Genomic DNA, 13,973 nt, shown 5'->3' with positions numbered 1-13,973 from the left:
AGTCCCGGAATGGGTTGCACCGCACAGGACATCATCGCCGCGCTCAGGGCGGGCGCCGCCGTGGTCGCCGAGCACCGCGACGAGCTGATCCAGCTGGACCGCGAGATCGGTGACGCCGACCACGGCGAGAACATGGACCGAGGGTTCCGCGCCGTCATCGCGAAGATCGAGACGTCGGAGCCCGAAACCCCGGCGGCCGCGCTGAAACTCGCCGCCACCGTGCTCATCTCCACGGTCGGTGGAGCATCGGGCCCCCTCTACGGCACGGCGTTCCTGCGCGCGGCGTCCGCGGTCGGCGACGACGCGGAACTCGACGCGGGCGCCGTCGCGAAGGCCCTGCAGGCGGGAATGGAGGGTGTCGTCGCGCGGGGGCGCGCCGAGGTCGGCGACAAGACGATGATCGACGCCCTCGCGCCCGCGGTCGACGCGGCCAAGAACACCGCCGAATCCGGGGCCGACGGCGCCAAGGTGCTGGCCGCGGCCGCCGAAGCAGCCCACCAGGGTGCGCAGGCGACCGAACCGCTCGTCGCCCGCAAGGGCCGCGCTTCGTACCTGGGTGAGCGCAGCGCCGGACACATCGACCCGGGGGCGCGTTCCACCGCGCTGCTGTTGACCGCATTCGCCGAAGCCGCAGGAGCCCGAGCATGAGCGTCGGACTGGTCATCGTTTCGCACAGCTCCGGTCTGGCGGAGGGAGTCGTCGAACTCGCCGGGCAGATGGCGCCCGAGGTGCGCATCGTCCCGGCAGGTGGCCTGCCGGACGGTGCGATCGGCACCGACTTCGAGAAGGTCTCGGCCGCTCTGTCCGACGCCGACTCCGGTGCGGGCGCGGTCGTGCTGTTCGACCTGGGCAGCGCGCAGATGGTCGCCGATCTCGCGGTGGAAACCCTCGGCGACCCCGACAGCGCTCTGGTCGTCGACGCCCCGCTCGTCGAGGGAGCCGTTGCCGCAGCCGTTTCGGCGCAAGGCGGCAACGACATGAAGACCGTGGCCCGAGCAGCCGAAAGCGCCCGAGGCAGCGCGGAAGCTCCAGCGGCTGAACCCGCAGGTGCTGAACCGGACTCCACCGACCAGGTCACCAGGGAGCTGGAACTGACCAACGACGTCGGTCTGCACGCCCGACCCGCAGCCCTGCTGTCCCGCAGCCTCACCGGCCTGCAGGCGACGGTCAAGGTCGCCCTGGGCGACAAGCAGGCCGACGCGTTCAGCGTCCTCGGCCTCATGGGATTGGGTGCGCGCAAGGGCGACCGGATCACCCTGCTGGCCAACGGTCCCGACGCCGTCCAGGCCGTCGAGCGCATCATCGACCTCGCCAACCGCGACTTCGACGAGTAGCCACCGACCTGCGGAGGGGAACCTCCCTGCCACCGCTGGTGACAGGAAGGTTCCCCTCCACCCAGGATCGGGCGGTGTTGATGACTGCGTTGCAAGGTCATCGGGGGCTAGGCTGAGTCGATGTCGCCGCGTCGCCACCGAGGCATGCTGCTGCTCTTCGTGTGCTGGGTGCTGCTCGCCGGTTGCACCGCGCAGAACCCCACTCCGACCGGCGGACCCCAGCAGGCCGACACGAGCGCGCGCACCATGCTCGGCGACATCCGCACCCTCGATCCGTGCACGCTGACGGATCCCGCCGCCCTGCAGTCCTACGGCGCGGTGTCGGACGCGGGCACGGTGTCGCTGGACTACTGCCTGCTGCACCTCAAGCCCGACGACCACACGCTCATCCAGCTCGCGGTCGGCGAACTCGTAGGCCCTGAGGCCATCGAGCCGGGGGACCCGGTCGTGCAGCACGGGTCTCTGCGCATCTCCCAGAGCGCTCCCGCTCCCGGGCACTGCACCCGGCGCGTTCAGTTCGGTGACGGCGTCTCGCTCCAGGTCAGCGCCGACCTGCTCAGCGGTGATCCCGCCGCCGGGCTGTGCGGCATCGCCGACGCCGGAGCGAAGGCCGCCGCCGACGCGGTTCAGCAGGGGCGCGCAGGCCACCGCGACTACCCGTCGAACTCGTTGGCGCTGATCGACCCGTGCACGGTGCTGGACACCGCGGCGGTGAACCAGGTCCCGGGCTTGGAGGAGGCGCGGCCACGTCCCGGCATCGCCGGTCACCAGTGCGCCTGGGGCGAGCCGTCGGCCGATGCCCCGCGCGTGCAGTTGCAGCACACCGCGGGCGAACCGCCCAAGCTCCTGCACGGTGCCGCCGTGGAGGAACCGGTGGAAGGGCGTCGCACCGTGCTCAGCGTCGTGGGTGGTGATCCGCAGGTTCCCCTGTGCTCGGCGGAGACCGCCCACATCCCCTTCGGTGCGGTCGCCGGACAGGTCGAGGTCGCCCAGCTCGTCGTCGCGCTGCCCGGCATGACGGGTACGGACGCGTGCGACTACGCCCGCGGACTTGCCCGGTTGGCGTGGCCGAGCCTGCCGCCTGCGAATCCGTGAGCGCCGAACCGGTTACCGTTGTCGACGTGCCTCGACGCAACCGACAGCAGCGCCAGAAGGGTCTCCGCGCGGACACCAGTCACCGCGGAGCCGGCACCGCCTACGGGGCTTCCCGCGTCGAGCAGGGACCGGACGGCGACTGGATGGTGCGCACCGTTCCCGCTGCTCAGGCCACCAAGGTCTACCGCTGCCCGGGTTGCGACCACGAGATCCAGACCGGCATCGCGCACGTCGTGGCCTGGCCCGAAGCGGAGCTCGGCGGTGTCGACGAGCGCAGGCACTGGCACACCGGCTGCTGGAAGGCACGCTCCCGTCGCGGCCCCACCCGCCGCTGGTCGTAGCGCGCGCCACTGCTGCGCAGGTCACCACGAGCAGGCCACCCCTTCGTGGCAGGATCGGGTTCGATGAGCACCGAGATCCGCGCCAACACGATGCTGCCCGCCCGCCGGGAGCAGATCACCCTGCACACCGCTGACGGGCTGGAACTGATCGGGGAGCTCGCGCTGCCCGAGGCGGGGCAGCCGCGGGCCACGCTGATCTGCCTGCACCCGCTGCCCACCCACGGCGGCATGATGGATTCGCACATCTACCGCAAGGCCGCGTTCCGGTTGCCGGCGCTGGCCGACATCGCGGTGCTGCGCTTCAACACCCGGGGCACCGCCAGCGAGGCGGGACGCAGCCAGGGCAGCTTCGACAACGGCGACTCCGAGCGCTTCGACGTCGCCGCGGCGCTCGAGTACGCCGAGTTCCACGACCTGCCCAACGTGTGGCTGGTCGGCTGGTCCTTCGGCACCGACCTGACGCTGGTGCACGGGCTGGACCCGCTGGTGGAGGGAGCGGTGCTGATCTCCCCGCCGCTGCGCTGGAGCACCGAGGACCACCTGCGCGCCTGGGGCGAGTCGGGCAAACCCGTGCACGCACTGATCCCCGAGTTCGACGACTACCTGCGCCCGCAGGAGGCCCGCGAGCGCTTCGCGCTCATCCCGCAGGCGAAGGTGACCGGCTTCGACGACACCAAGCACCTGTGGGTCGGCAAGGCGGAGGCGGCGCTGGACGCCATCGTGGAGACCATCGCCCCCGACGTCGCGACGCCGCTTCCCCGCACCTGGGACGGCCCGTCGGAGACCCGTCAGGTCACCATCGTCAACTCGTGACCCCGGCGGTGGGTGACAGGAAGGTTCCCATGCTCACGCCAGGGGAGCCGTCAACCGGTACAGCACCTCCGGGACGCCTTCGTGGACTCGTTCCAGCACCCGCTCGAAGCCGAGCTTCTCGGCGACCCGGACCGCCGGAGCGTTGTGCGCGGCGGTGGCGATGACGACGGGGTGTTCGGGGCGGTTGCGATGCGCCCACCGCACGGCTGCGTGCCCCATCTCCGACGCGTAGCCGTGGCCCCACGCGGCCGGGAGGAACCGGAAGTACAGGTTGAGGACGTTCTCGCCCTCGTCGACTGAGTGCCGGAGGCCACCGAATCCCAGGACCGCGCCGGTGGAGGCGGCCAGCACCGTCCAGTAGCCGACGCCGCGGGTGTCCCAGTCGAGTTGGAAGCGCTCCAGCAGCCGCAGCGACTCGTCCCGGTCGCGTCGGCCGAATCCGGAGAGCGCGTGCGTCTCCGCGCTGGTGTGCACCTCGACGAAGGCTTCGGTGTCGGCGGGCAGCGGGCGACGCAGCAGCAGTCGCCGGGTTCGGATCTCCGAAGGGTCGGACACCCCACGCACGCTATCGGGGGCCGCAGCGGTCCGGCAGCCGAATTTTCAGGTTGGCGTGCGCCGGTGGTGACAGGAAGGTTCCCGTGCTCGTGCCCGGCCTGTTGCGTGCTGCGGGTGGGGCGGGTCCGGCAGGATGGTTCCCGTGCACTACATCGAATCCGGAGCAGGAACGCCCCTCGTGCTGCTGCACGCCTTCCCGGTGGATGCGCGCATGTGGAATCCGCTGCGCAGCCGGCTGGAGGAGCAGGCCCGGGTCATCACGCCCGATCAGCGCGGGTTGGGGGAGAGCTCCCTCGACGGGACCACGGCGCGGGGAATGATCGAACCAGCGGCGGCGCCGCTGACGGTCGATCGCCCCAGCGTCGACGTCGCCGCCGCCGACGTGCTGGAGCTGCTCGACCAGCTGGAGCTGCCGCGCGTGGTGCTGGGCGGTTGCTCGATGGGTGGCTACGTGGCCATGGCGGTGCTGCGGGCGGCCCCGCAGCGGGTCGCCGGCCTTCTGCTGGTGGACACCAAGGCTCCCGCCGACACCGATGAGCAGCGCACCAACCGGCTCAACGTCGCCTCCCGCGCCGAGCAGGAGGGCACCGGTGGCTGGCTCGCCGAGAACATGCTGCCGAACCTGCTGGGTGCGGCCACGCGTGAGAAGCGCCCGGAGGTTGTGGGGGACCTCCGGGCGCTGATCGAAGCGCAACCCGCCGATGGTGTGGCGTGGGCTCAGCGGGCGATGGCGGCCAGACCCGACAGCTTCGAGGCGCTGCGCGCCTTCGACGGGCCCGCGATGGTCGCCGTCGGTGCCGAGGACACCATCACCCCGCCCGCAGCGGCCCGTGAGATGGCCGATGCGTTGCCACGAGGGGAGCTCGTCGAGCTGGCCGGTTCAGGGCATCTGCCGTCGTTGGAGGCGCCGGACGCCTTGGCCGACGCGGTGAGGCCCTGGTTGGCCGGCATCGGCGTGTGAGCCGCTACCCGTCCGCCGGTGTCCTCGTCGGTGGTGCGTTTCGCGGTCTCCGGCTCGTGCTCGTCTCGCCGGAAACGCTCCGCGGTTTCGCTGGGCAGCAGGAAGTACCTGCCCGAGTCGCGCTGACCGCGTGCGCGAGCGTTCTCCCTGCCTGGGTCGCTGTCCGCCATTGGATCGGTCCTCTCCTGGTGCGCCGGCTCGCGGCCGACCTCGTCAAAAGAGACACCTCTGCCCGTGAACGATGACGCGAAGGCTGCTGACCAGTGCCGATGCGATCAGCGTTGCTGGTTGGCGTCCACCCGGGCGGCGTTCTGCGGGCGCTGCTCGGACTGCTGCTCGCCGGGCACCGGGAGCTGGATCCGGTGGGTCGGCTCGTCCGTCGAGGCCTGCTTGCGCTGGATCTTGTCCGTCGGCTCGTCCGCGGACTGCGAGCCGCCGCGTTCCTGACCCGGCGTGCGCTTGGGCAGCCCCGAGCTGGTGACGGCCTTCTCAGCGGGCCGCGAGTTGTTGTTGTGGACCTCGCCGGTTTCGCGACCGTCGCGGGCGATGGCCTCTTCGGCGTCCTTGCGCGCCTGCTCGCGGGCCTCCACGGCGGCCTTGCGCAGCTTCTCCTCCTCGGCGTCCTCGAGGTCGAGGCGCTCCAGCAGCGGCGTGGTCTGGCCGAGCAGCTCAGCGGCGTCCCGCAGCTTCTTGGCGACGGTGTCGCGCAGCTCGGTGAGGGAGTGCACGTGCTCGTCGGCCTGGGCGAGCCGGCGCTGCACTTCCTCGGTGGTCGCCCCGAGCCTGCGCTGCGCGTCCGCGCGGGTGGCGGTGACCAGGCGCTTGGCCTCGCGGGTGGCGACGTCGATGCGCCGGGTGGCTTCTTCGGTGCACTCGCGGATCATCCGCTCGGACTTCTCGCTGGCCTCGCGGACGAGCCGTTCCGATTCCTGCTTGGCCTCCTGCAGCCGCCGCTGCGCGGCTTCCTTGCTGGACGCTTCGCGCGCGTTGGCGGTCTCGGTGGATTCGCGTTCGAGCTTCTCGGCGGCCGCGGTGGACTCGCGCTCGAGCTTCTCGGCCTTGGCCGTGGCGTCGCTGACCAGGGTGTTCGCCTGGTCGGTGGCTTCCTGGACGCGGCGGTGGGCTTCGTTGGTGCCCTCGCGCAGCCTGCGGTTGGCCTCTTCGGTGGCTTCCCTGACGCGGCGTTCGGCCTCGGACTTGCTGGTGGCCTCCTGCTCGGCGAGGGTCCGCATGGCCTCGGTGCGGCGGGCCGACATCGCGATCTCGAAGTCCTCTTCCACCTGGGTGCGGTGGGCTTCGGACTCCTCGTCGGCGCGCTTGCGGTTCTCCTCGGCTTCGCGGGTGATGCGCTCGGCCTCGGTCTTGGCGCCGTCCATCAGCGAGCGGTGCTCGGTTTCCATCTCGCTGCGCCGGTGGTCGACCTCGCTGATCAGCCGCTCGTAGCGGGTGCGCAGGTTGACGGCCTCGGCTTCGGAGCGCGAGCGGATCTGCGCGGCGTCGGCCTCCGCGCGGGAGCGGATGTCGGCGGCCTCCTCCTGGGCCAGGCGGAGCATGCGCTGCAGGCGCTCGCTGAGGCCTTCGAGGGTTGTCGGCGGCTTGGCCAGCCGGTCGACCTGGCCGCGCAGGCTCTCGATCTCAGAGCGGGCCGACTCGAGCTGCTTGGACAGATCGGCGGCCTGCGACACCGCGGCATCGCGATCCGAGGTGAGGATGCGGATGTCGGCGTCGAGGCGCTCTAGGTGCTCGTCGACCTGGGCACGGTCGTAGCCGTTCTTACGAGCAAGATCGAATCCCGATCCCAGTGGCAGCAAATCGCGGTCGTCGGCAAGGCCCATGGCAACCAAGCTACCTGGAAGCGGACGTTGTTGTGGGAGGTGCGCCTGGGTCTCGGGAGGATTTTGCTCACCTCGGTGAAGTCCCTCTCGCGGCAACGCGAAAGCCTGTCTTGACCGGCTGGCCAACCAAGGATGAAGATAGAGTGGTCAAGTCGGACATAACGGAGGTGATCGACGTGGCTGAACGGTCGAGCGCTTCGGCTTCGAAGCCGTGGATTCGCTGGCAGGACTGGGTCGGCGTGGTCTTGGGCGCCTACCTGATCCTCGGCACGATGTGGACGTCGACGAACGGTGGCGCGATGTCGGCGATGATCGTGCTGGGTGCGCTGCTGCTGATCGCGAGCGTGTGGTCGCTGGCGATGCCGGGATCGATGACCAGCGAGTACAGCCACATGCTGCTGGGCGTCCTGCTCTTCATCTCCCCGTGGGTCCTCGGCTACTCCGAGATGATGGGCGCGGCGTGGACCTCGTGGATCGTCGGCGTGCTGGCGGTGGTCGTCGGTGCGGCGGCCTTGCCCGAAGCCAACGCGGCGCACCGCGGCGTGGCGGGGCAGCACTGATCCGGTCGAGCCGCTGGAGTGCCCGCGCGCCGCGAGCCTCCCGGGTGGGATGAGGAGGTCGCACTCCTCCCGCGACGTGTCCGATTGGCGCGGGTTCGACAGCGGCGATGACCGGGCAGTGCTCGGTTGCGACAATCGCGCGGCCCGGCGGTAACGTCCGGGCCGCGCTCTCAGTGTTGATCCCGCCAGGAGGAGGTCGGGCAGATGTCGAACGAGCTGGGCGAAAAGGCCCGTCGACGCCCGTCCACTTCGGATTCGGATGACGATCGAGGCACCAGCGCCAGGGAGCGCATCCTGACCGCCGCCGGCGAGCTGTTCGCCGAGCACGGTTTCAACGCCACCCCGACGTCCCGGATCGCCGAACGCGCCGAGGTGCCCAAGGGGCTCATCCACTACTACTTCCGCCGCAAGCAGGACTTGCTGGCAGCGCTCGTGGAGCGGCTTCCCGAAGAGGAAGTGGAATCCGAGGGCCTGGTCGTGCGCGGCGACGTCGCGGGCAGTCTGCGACGCCTGGTGGGCGAACTCGACGCACGACTCGAATCGTCGATGCTGCTCAGCCACCTGCTGTGGCGGGAGGCCGACACCCACGACGCGGTGCGGCAGGCCATGCAGCAGCGGTTCGGCGTGGTCGTCGAGCAGATCCGCCGGGTCATCGAACTGGCCCTGCCGCCCGCCCTGGCGGGCTGTGACGTCGACGCGGCCGCGGTGCTGCTCGCCCGCGTGATCAACCACCGCCACTCCGTCGCCCGCCACCGCACCGAGGACGACGAGCTCGACCGCGAGATCGGCTTCATCGCCAGAGCGCTCGAACTGGGCGCCGGATCGCGCGCCGTGAAACCCGCCTGAACGAACCCGGCCTTGTGGCTGCGGTGTTCGCCGCGCTAGAAACTCCCGCAGGCGATCACCGCGGAGGTTGGGGTGGGCATTGGGCGCGTTCGGTTATCCCGTCGGCAAGGGCTCCTCGCCACCGGCTTCGGCATCGCGGGAGCAGGTGCGATGACATCGGTCGTCGACGCCTCACCGGACCCGGCGACCTATCCGGTCACCGGGCTCAGCGACAACGTCGAGCTGATCGAGGACCGCTACGGGGTCCCGCACCTCTACGCCGACAACGAGGACGACCTGTTCCTCGCGCAGGGCTTCAACGCGGCGAGGGAACGTCTCTTCCAGATCGACCTGTGGCGGCGACGCGGGCTCGGCCTGCTCTCCGAGGTCCTCGGCCCCGACTACGTCGAGCAGGATCGCGCCACCCGGCTGTTCCTCTACCGAGGCGACATGGACGCCGAGTGGACGCGCTACGCCGACGACGCGCAGCACATCGCCACCCAGTTCGCCCACGGCATCAACGCCTACCTCGACTGGCTCGACGCGCACCCCGAACGCATGCCCGAGGAGTTCGGCATCCTCGGCTACCGGCCGGCCCGCTGGGATCCGGCTGACGTGGTGCGCATCCGCAGCCACGGCCTGACCCGCAACCTGGAGAGTGAGGTCGAGCGAGCGCGGGTCGTGTGCGCCGCGGGCCTGGAAGCCGACCTGATCCGCCAAGGGCTGCAACCCGATCACCGCACCGTCGTCCCGGACGGGTTCGACCCGTGCGCGCTTCCCGCCAACGTGCTCGAGGTCTTCGACCTGGCAACGCAGGACGTCGAGTTCAAGGAGAACTCCATCCGGCGCGTGCCGCGCGACGCCACCACCGAGGGCAGCAACAACTGGGTGGTGAGCGGGGAACGCACCGCGACCGGACGTCCGCTGCTGGCCAACGACCCGCACCGCGCCTACTCGGCTCCCTCGCTGCGCTACATCGCGCACCTGTCCGCGCCCGGCCTGGACGTGATCGGAGCCGGTGAGCCCGCCTTGCCGGGGATTTCCATCGGGCACAACGGCACGGTCGCGTTCGGACTGACGATCTTCCCGATGGATCAGGAAGATCTCTACGTCTACCAACTCGACCCGGCCGATCCCAGCCGATACCGCTACGGCACCGGTTGGGAGGAGATGACGGTGCTGCGCGAAGAGGTCCTGGTGCGCGGTGAGGCCAGCCGCGAGGTGGAGCTGACCTTCACGCGGCACGGCCCGGTCATCCACGTCGACCGGAAGCGCAACCTCGCCTACGCGGTGCGCACCGCGTGGCTGGAACCCGGGATGTCGCCCTACTTCGGCAGCATCGCCTACATGCGGGCCGAGAACTTCACCGAGTTCACCAAGGCCATGCGGAACTGGGGCGCCCCGACCGAGAACCAGGTCTACGCCGACGTGGAGGGCAACATCGGGTGGGTTCCCGGTGGCCTGGCGCCCAAGCGGGTCGGTTACGACGGGTTGCTCCCGGTTCCCGGTGACGGCCGGTACGAGTGGGACGGCTTCTACTCGGGGGACGATCTGCCGCGGGTGTTCAACCCGGACGAGGGCTTCATCGCCACGGCGAACCAGTTCAACCTCCCGCCGGAGCACCAGCAGATGGGGCTCGGGTACGAGTGGACCAACCCGTTCCGGTACCAGCGGATCGTGGAAGTTCTCTCCCGGCAGCGCAAGCACACCATCCGGGATTCGGAGCTGCTGCAGACCGACCAGCTGTCGATTCCCGCTCGGCGGATCCAGCCGCTGCTGTCCCGGTTGGACAGCGGTGATGCCGATCTGCGGCGCGCGTTGCGGATGTTGCGCGACTGGGACGCCGTGCTGGGAGCGGATTCCAACGCGGCCGCGCTGTTCGAGGTGTGGTTGTCCAAGCACCTCGGTCCCGGATTCGCGCGCGCCGCGGTGCCGAAGGCGGCCGAGCACATCGACACCGTCGACAACCTGGTCATGCTCACCGAGCTGGAGAACCCGGGTCGTTGGCTGCCGGACGCAGCGGCCCGCGACCGGCTGCTCCTGGACACCCTGCGCGCGGCCTACGCCCAGGTGCAGCAGCTGCTCGGCCGAGGGGAATCGAGTTGGCGGTGGGGGCGGCTGCACCACAGCCTGTTCGAGCACCCGGCCTCCGACGCGCTCAACCCGGTCCAGCGCGCGCGTTTCGACGTAGGACCGTTCCCGCGCGGTGGTTCGTCGGCGACGGTGAACCAGTCCTCCTACCGCGTCAGCGACTTCCGCCAGACCAACGGCCCGTCGTTCCGGATGGTGCTCGACGTCGGCAACTGGGACTACTCGGTCGCGGTGAACACACCGGGCCAGTCCGGCAACCCGTCGGACCCGCACTACCGGGACCTCGCCGAGAGCTGGCGGGACGGAACCTACTTCCCCTTGGCTTACAGCCGCGAAGCCGTCGCGGAGATCGCCGAACGCCGAATCCTGCTGGTGCCGGCCTGATCCTCCCGTAGGCGGCCGGGGGTGGGCGAAAGGTTCCCATGCGCTCAACGGTCGTCGAGGTGACGAGCGGCGGCTCCACATCGGACCCGCCGCTCGGTCTCGTCAGTGGCCGTGCGGCGCAGGTTCGACCAGTTCGACCAGGACGCCGCCGGCGTCCTTGGGGTGCACGAAGTTGATGCGGCTGTCGGCGGTGCCGCGGCGGGGCTCGTCGTAGAGCAGGCGCAGTCCCTTGGCGCGCAGCGCCTCCATCGCGGCCTCGACATCGGTGACCCGGTAGGCGAGTTGCTGCAGGCCCGGGCCGTTCTTGTCGAGGAACTTGGCGATGGTGGAGTCCTCGCGCAGCGGTGCGAGCAGCTGGATCTGGGTGGCCCCGGTGGTGTCCCCGGGTGCGCGCAGCATCGCCTCGCGGACGCCCTGCTCCGCGTTCTCCTCGGAGTGGGCGACTTCCAGGCCGAAGGTGTCCCGCTGGAAGGCGATGGCCTCGTCGAGGTCGGGGACCGCGATGCCCACGTGATCGATTGCCGTGACCAGGTCGTTCAGTTCCGCTCGCATGGTCGCAGCGTAGTCGTCGCGGAAACCATGGGAAAAGCGGCGAAATCGGCGGCTCGAATTGCCCCAACAGGCGGAGTCGAGTGATCTGTCCCAGAGGCGAGCATGTGGCGAATTCACATGGAAGGGGCAGATATGGTCAAGACGCAACGAACTCGCAGGGTCGCCGTCGTCCTGGTCGCGTTCGGGATCGCCGCCGGCACGGCCACGCCCGTCGCGCTCGCCGCAGGCGGTGACGGAACCATCAGCGGCGGTGGCGGTCCCAACCCCAACGCCGAGCGGATGAGCCGGGATCGCGGCTGGGTGGTTCCCTTCGCCCCGCTGCACTTCGGTGCCGCACCCTACGAGGCCGTCGAGGCCGCGGCCACCACCGCGGCCGGAGAAGCCGACTGCAGCATCAGCGCCACCGCGGCCACCTACCTGACGTTGTCCACGACCTGGCCCGAGGTGTCCCCGTCCGGCGCATCGCCGTCGCCGATGACGTTGTCCCGCTACGACGACCAGACCTCGCTTGCCGACCCCGAGCAGCGCGCCGAAGGCCTGTTCTTCAACCCCGGCGTCGGCATCTGGCAGCTCGACTCGGCCGGCCTCGGTGCGAAGGAGACGGCCGCCACCGCCATCGACAGCTCCACCGCCGCCGCGACGATGGCTCCCCACATGGTCGACGCGTACTGCTCGGCCATCAACAGCGGTTCCAGCCAGGCCCAGGCCCGCGCGACCGCGTGGACCCCTTGGCACGCGTGCGACTCGGGCGCCTGCGAGGACGTCTACCAGCGGCTGGAGGCCGACGGAGTCACCAAGGACGCCGACGTCGACCGCTACGGCGGTGCCGAGAAGCGCACGTGCACCTTCGAAGGCGCCGAGTACGACTGCCTGTACGTCGACCCGAGCGCCGCGCAGGGCGAAGACGCCTGGACCGCCCCCGACTACGGCCCCGCGCCGGTTCCCGCCCCCTTCTACGCCTTCACCTACGAAGAAGGCGGCGTCGACTACGAGGTCCGGTACTGGCTGAAGGGCTACTCCGGTGCCTCCACCGACGTGTCCGCGTCCCGGGAACTGGGCGTGAACGCGCGCACCGAGCTGTCGTGGGCCGAGGAATCGTCCTTGTGCGACACCACCACCGGCACCGGCAACTGCTGAAGCCGCTCGACGCCGGGCCGGTGTGAGCAAGGGAACCTCCCTGCCACCCCGGCCCGGTCGAAACCGCAGCACGGGAACCTTCCGCTCACCGATCCGCACTGGTTATGGCAGTCGTCACAGCCGGTGCTCGCGGCCTTCGCGGGTATGGTCCCGATGGCCTTCGCGGGTGATGATGGGCTGCGAGGCCGATGACGTGGTGTCGACGATGACCGGGAGGCAGTCGTGGGTAGTTCTGTGATCGTTGCGGGCGCGCGAACCCCGATGGGGCGGTTGCTCGGTTCGCTCAAGGACTTCTCCGGTGCGCAGCTCGGGGGAGTCGCCATCAAGGCCGCGCTGGAGCGCGCCGGTGTCGCACCCGACCAGGTGCAGTACACGATCATGGGTCAGGTGCTGACCGCCGGAGCCGGGCAGATCCCGGCCCGTCAGGCCGCCGTCGCCGCCGGCATCCCGATGGACGTGCCCGCGCTGACCATCAACAAGGTCTGCCTGTCCGGGCTCGACGCGATCGCGCTGGCCGATCAGCTCGTCCGAGCAGGTGAATTCGACATCGTCGTGGCCGGTGGCCAGGAGTCGATGACCCAGGCGCCGCACCTGCTCACGGGCTCGCGCGAGGGCTTCAAGTACGGCGACGTCAACATGCTCGACCACATGGCCCACGACGGGCTGTTCTGCGCGTTCGACCAGGTCGCGATGGGTGTCTCGACGGAGAAGTACAACTCCCGCTACAGCATCACCCGCGAGGAGCAGGACGCGTTCGCCGCTCGTTCCCACCAGCGCGCCGCCGCCGCGATCGACTCCGGCGCGTTCGCCGAGGAGATCGCGCCGGTGGAGGTCCCGCAGCGCAAGGGCGACCCGGTGGTGTTCGACACCGACGAGGGCGTGCGGGGCAACACCACCACCGAGACGTTGGGCAAGCTGCGCCCGGCCTTCTCCGCCGACGGCACCATCACCGCGGGCTCGGCCTCGCAGATCTCCGACGGCGCCGCCGCGGTCGTGGTGATGAGCAAGGCCAAGGCCGAGGAGCTGGGCCTGGACTACCTGGCCGAGATCGGCGCGCACGGCGTGGTCGCCGGGCCGGATGCGAGCCTGCACGAGCAGCCCTCGAACGCGATCAAGAAGGCGTGCGAGAAGGCTGGAGTGGACGCCGCCGGGCTCGACCTGGTGGAGATCAACGAGGCCTTCGCGGCGGTCGGCATCGTCTCCACCCGCCAGCTGGGCATCGACGAGGAGAAGGTCAACGTCAACGGCGGGGCGATCGCGCTGGGCCACCCGATCGGCATGTCCGGTGCCCGCCTCGCGCTGCACCTCTCGCTCGAGCTCAAGCGCCGCGGCGGCGGCACCGGCGCGGCAGCGCTGTGCGGTGGCGGCGGGCAGGGCGACGCCCTGCTGCTCACGGTCCCCTCGGCCTGATCAGGGATCCCTGGCAAATCCCCGAGGTGTACCCGGGGATTTGCCCACCTACATGATCAAGTGTCTGGTTCGTGGCTACC

The 13,973-nt window shown here is 70.3% G+C and carries 14 protein-coding genes; 11 read left to right on the top strand and 3 right to left on the bottom strand.

From position 1 onward, the window contains the following. Positions 1 to 9: 9 nt before the first annotated feature. The 5 genes from dhaL to E1181_RS03080 all read left to right on the top strand — a co-directional run bounded on the left by dhaL (position 10) and on the right by E1181_RS03080 (position 3,583). Positions 10 to 648: a dihydroxyacetone kinase subunit DhaL gene (dhaL, locus tag E1181_RS03100; protein ID WP_132672341.1), complete on the top strand. Its 639-nt coding sequence runs from the start codon at positions 10 to 12 to the stop codon at positions 646 to 648. Then, a complete protein-coding gene (gene dhaM / locus E1181_RS03095; protein ID WP_132672340.1) occupies positions 645 to 1,334 on the top strand; it encodes a dihydroxyacetone kinase phosphoryl donor subunit DhaM in 690 nt (229 codons plus the stop codon). Before dhaL ends, dhaM begins: the two co-directional genes overlap by 4 nt. Positions 1,335 to 1,454: 120 nt before the next feature. Then, positions 1,455 to 2,429 carry a DUF3558 domain-containing protein gene (locus E1181_RS03090; RefSeq protein WP_132672339.1) on the top strand — a complete coding sequence of 325 codons (975 nt, stop codon included), beginning with the start codon at positions 1,455 to 1,457 and terminating at the stop codon, positions 2,427 to 2,429. Positions 2,430 to 2,455: 26 nt separating this feature from the next. Next, a complete protein-coding gene (locus tag E1181_RS31700) occupies positions 2,456 to 2,770 on the top strand; it encodes a hypothetical protein (protein ID WP_207921995.1) in 315 nt (104 codons plus the stop codon). A gap of 63 nt (positions 2,771 to 2,833) precedes the next feature. Next, positions 2,834 to 3,583, top strand: coding sequence for an alpha/beta hydrolase (locus E1181_RS03080; RefSeq protein WP_132672338.1), 750 nt, complete (start codon positions 2,834 to 2,836; stop codon positions 3,581 to 3,583). Between the two features lie 33 nt (positions 3,584 to 3,616). Here the strand turns inward: E1181_RS03080 and E1181_RS03075 are convergent, their stop codons facing one another. After that, positions 3,617 to 4,138 (bottom strand): GNAT family N-acetyltransferase, encoded by a 522-nt coding sequence (locus E1181_RS03075; protein ID WP_235875906.1) that lies wholly within the window; start codon positions 4,136 to 4,138, stop codon positions 3,617 to 3,619. Between the two features lie 142 nt (positions 4,139 to 4,280). On the opposite strand from E1181_RS03075, the gene E1181_RS03070 reads away from it, so the two are divergent. Continuing rightward, positions 4,281 to 5,099: an alpha/beta fold hydrolase gene (locus tag E1181_RS03070; protein ID WP_132672337.1), complete on the top strand. Its 819-nt coding sequence runs from the start codon at positions 4,281 to 4,283 to the stop codon at positions 5,097 to 5,099. A 275-nt stretch (positions 5,100 to 5,374) separates the two neighbouring features. Here the strand turns inward: E1181_RS03070 and E1181_RS03065 are convergent, their stop codons facing one another. Then, positions 5,375 to 6,934, bottom strand: coding sequence for a coiled-coil domain-containing protein (locus E1181_RS03065; RefSeq protein WP_132672336.1), 1,560 nt, complete (start codon positions 6,932 to 6,934; stop codon positions 5,375 to 5,377). A 176-nt stretch (positions 6,935 to 7,110) separates the two neighbouring features. Between E1181_RS03065 and E1181_RS03060 the strand changes: the two genes are divergently transcribed. From E1181_RS03060 to E1181_RS03050, 3 genes are all read left to right on the top strand, one after another. Beyond that, on the top strand, positions 7,111 to 7,494 hold the full coding sequence (locus E1181_RS03060; RefSeq protein WP_408009082.1) for an SPW repeat domain-containing protein: 384 nt from the start codon (positions 7,111 to 7,113) through the stop codon (positions 7,492 to 7,494). Positions 7,495 to 7,698: 204 nt separating this feature from the next. Then, positions 7,699 to 8,340, top strand: coding sequence for a TetR/AcrR family transcriptional regulator (locus E1181_RS03055; protein WP_132672335.1), 642 nt, complete (start codon positions 7,699 to 7,701; stop codon positions 8,338 to 8,340). A 150-nt stretch (positions 8,341 to 8,490) separates the two neighbouring features. Next, the gene (locus E1181_RS03050; protein WP_132672334.1) at positions 8,491 to 10,794 is read left to right on the top strand and encodes a penicillin acylase family protein; all 2,304 of its coding nucleotides are present in this window, start codon (positions 8,491 to 8,493) and stop codon (positions 10,792 to 10,794) included. 102 nt (positions 10,795 to 10,896) lie between these two features. On the opposite strand, the gene mce is transcribed toward E1181_RS03050, so the two are convergent. Further along, the gene (gene mce / locus E1181_RS03045) at positions 10,897 to 11,346 is read right to left on the bottom strand and encodes a methylmalonyl-CoA epimerase (RefSeq protein WP_132672333.1); all 450 of its coding nucleotides are present in this window, start codon (positions 11,344 to 11,346) and stop codon (positions 10,897 to 10,899) included. A gap of 132 nt (positions 11,347 to 11,478) precedes the next feature. Between mce and E1181_RS03040 the strand changes: the two genes are divergently transcribed. Together E1181_RS03040 and E1181_RS03035 are read left to right on the top strand one after the other, a co-directional pair. After that, entirely contained in the window at positions 11,479 to 12,483 is a 1,005-nt protein-coding gene (locus E1181_RS03040) for a hypothetical protein (protein WP_132672332.1), read from the top strand. A gap of 222 nt (positions 12,484 to 12,705) precedes the next feature. Then, on the top strand, positions 12,706 to 13,893 hold the full coding sequence (locus tag E1181_RS03035; RefSeq protein WP_132672331.1) for an acetyl-CoA C-acetyltransferase: 1,188 nt from the start codon (positions 12,706 to 12,708) through the stop codon (positions 13,891 to 13,893). Positions 13,894 to 13,973 lie beyond the last annotated feature (80 nt).

Source organism: Saccharopolyspora terrae (assembly GCF_004348435.1).
Classification (GTDB): domain Bacteria; phylum Actinomycetota; class Actinomycetes; order Mycobacteriales; family Pseudonocardiaceae; genus Saccharopolyspora; species Saccharopolyspora endophytica.
The sequence above is the reverse complement of the archived record's forward strand: the minus strand, read 5'-3'. Positions and strand labels throughout refer to the sequence as shown.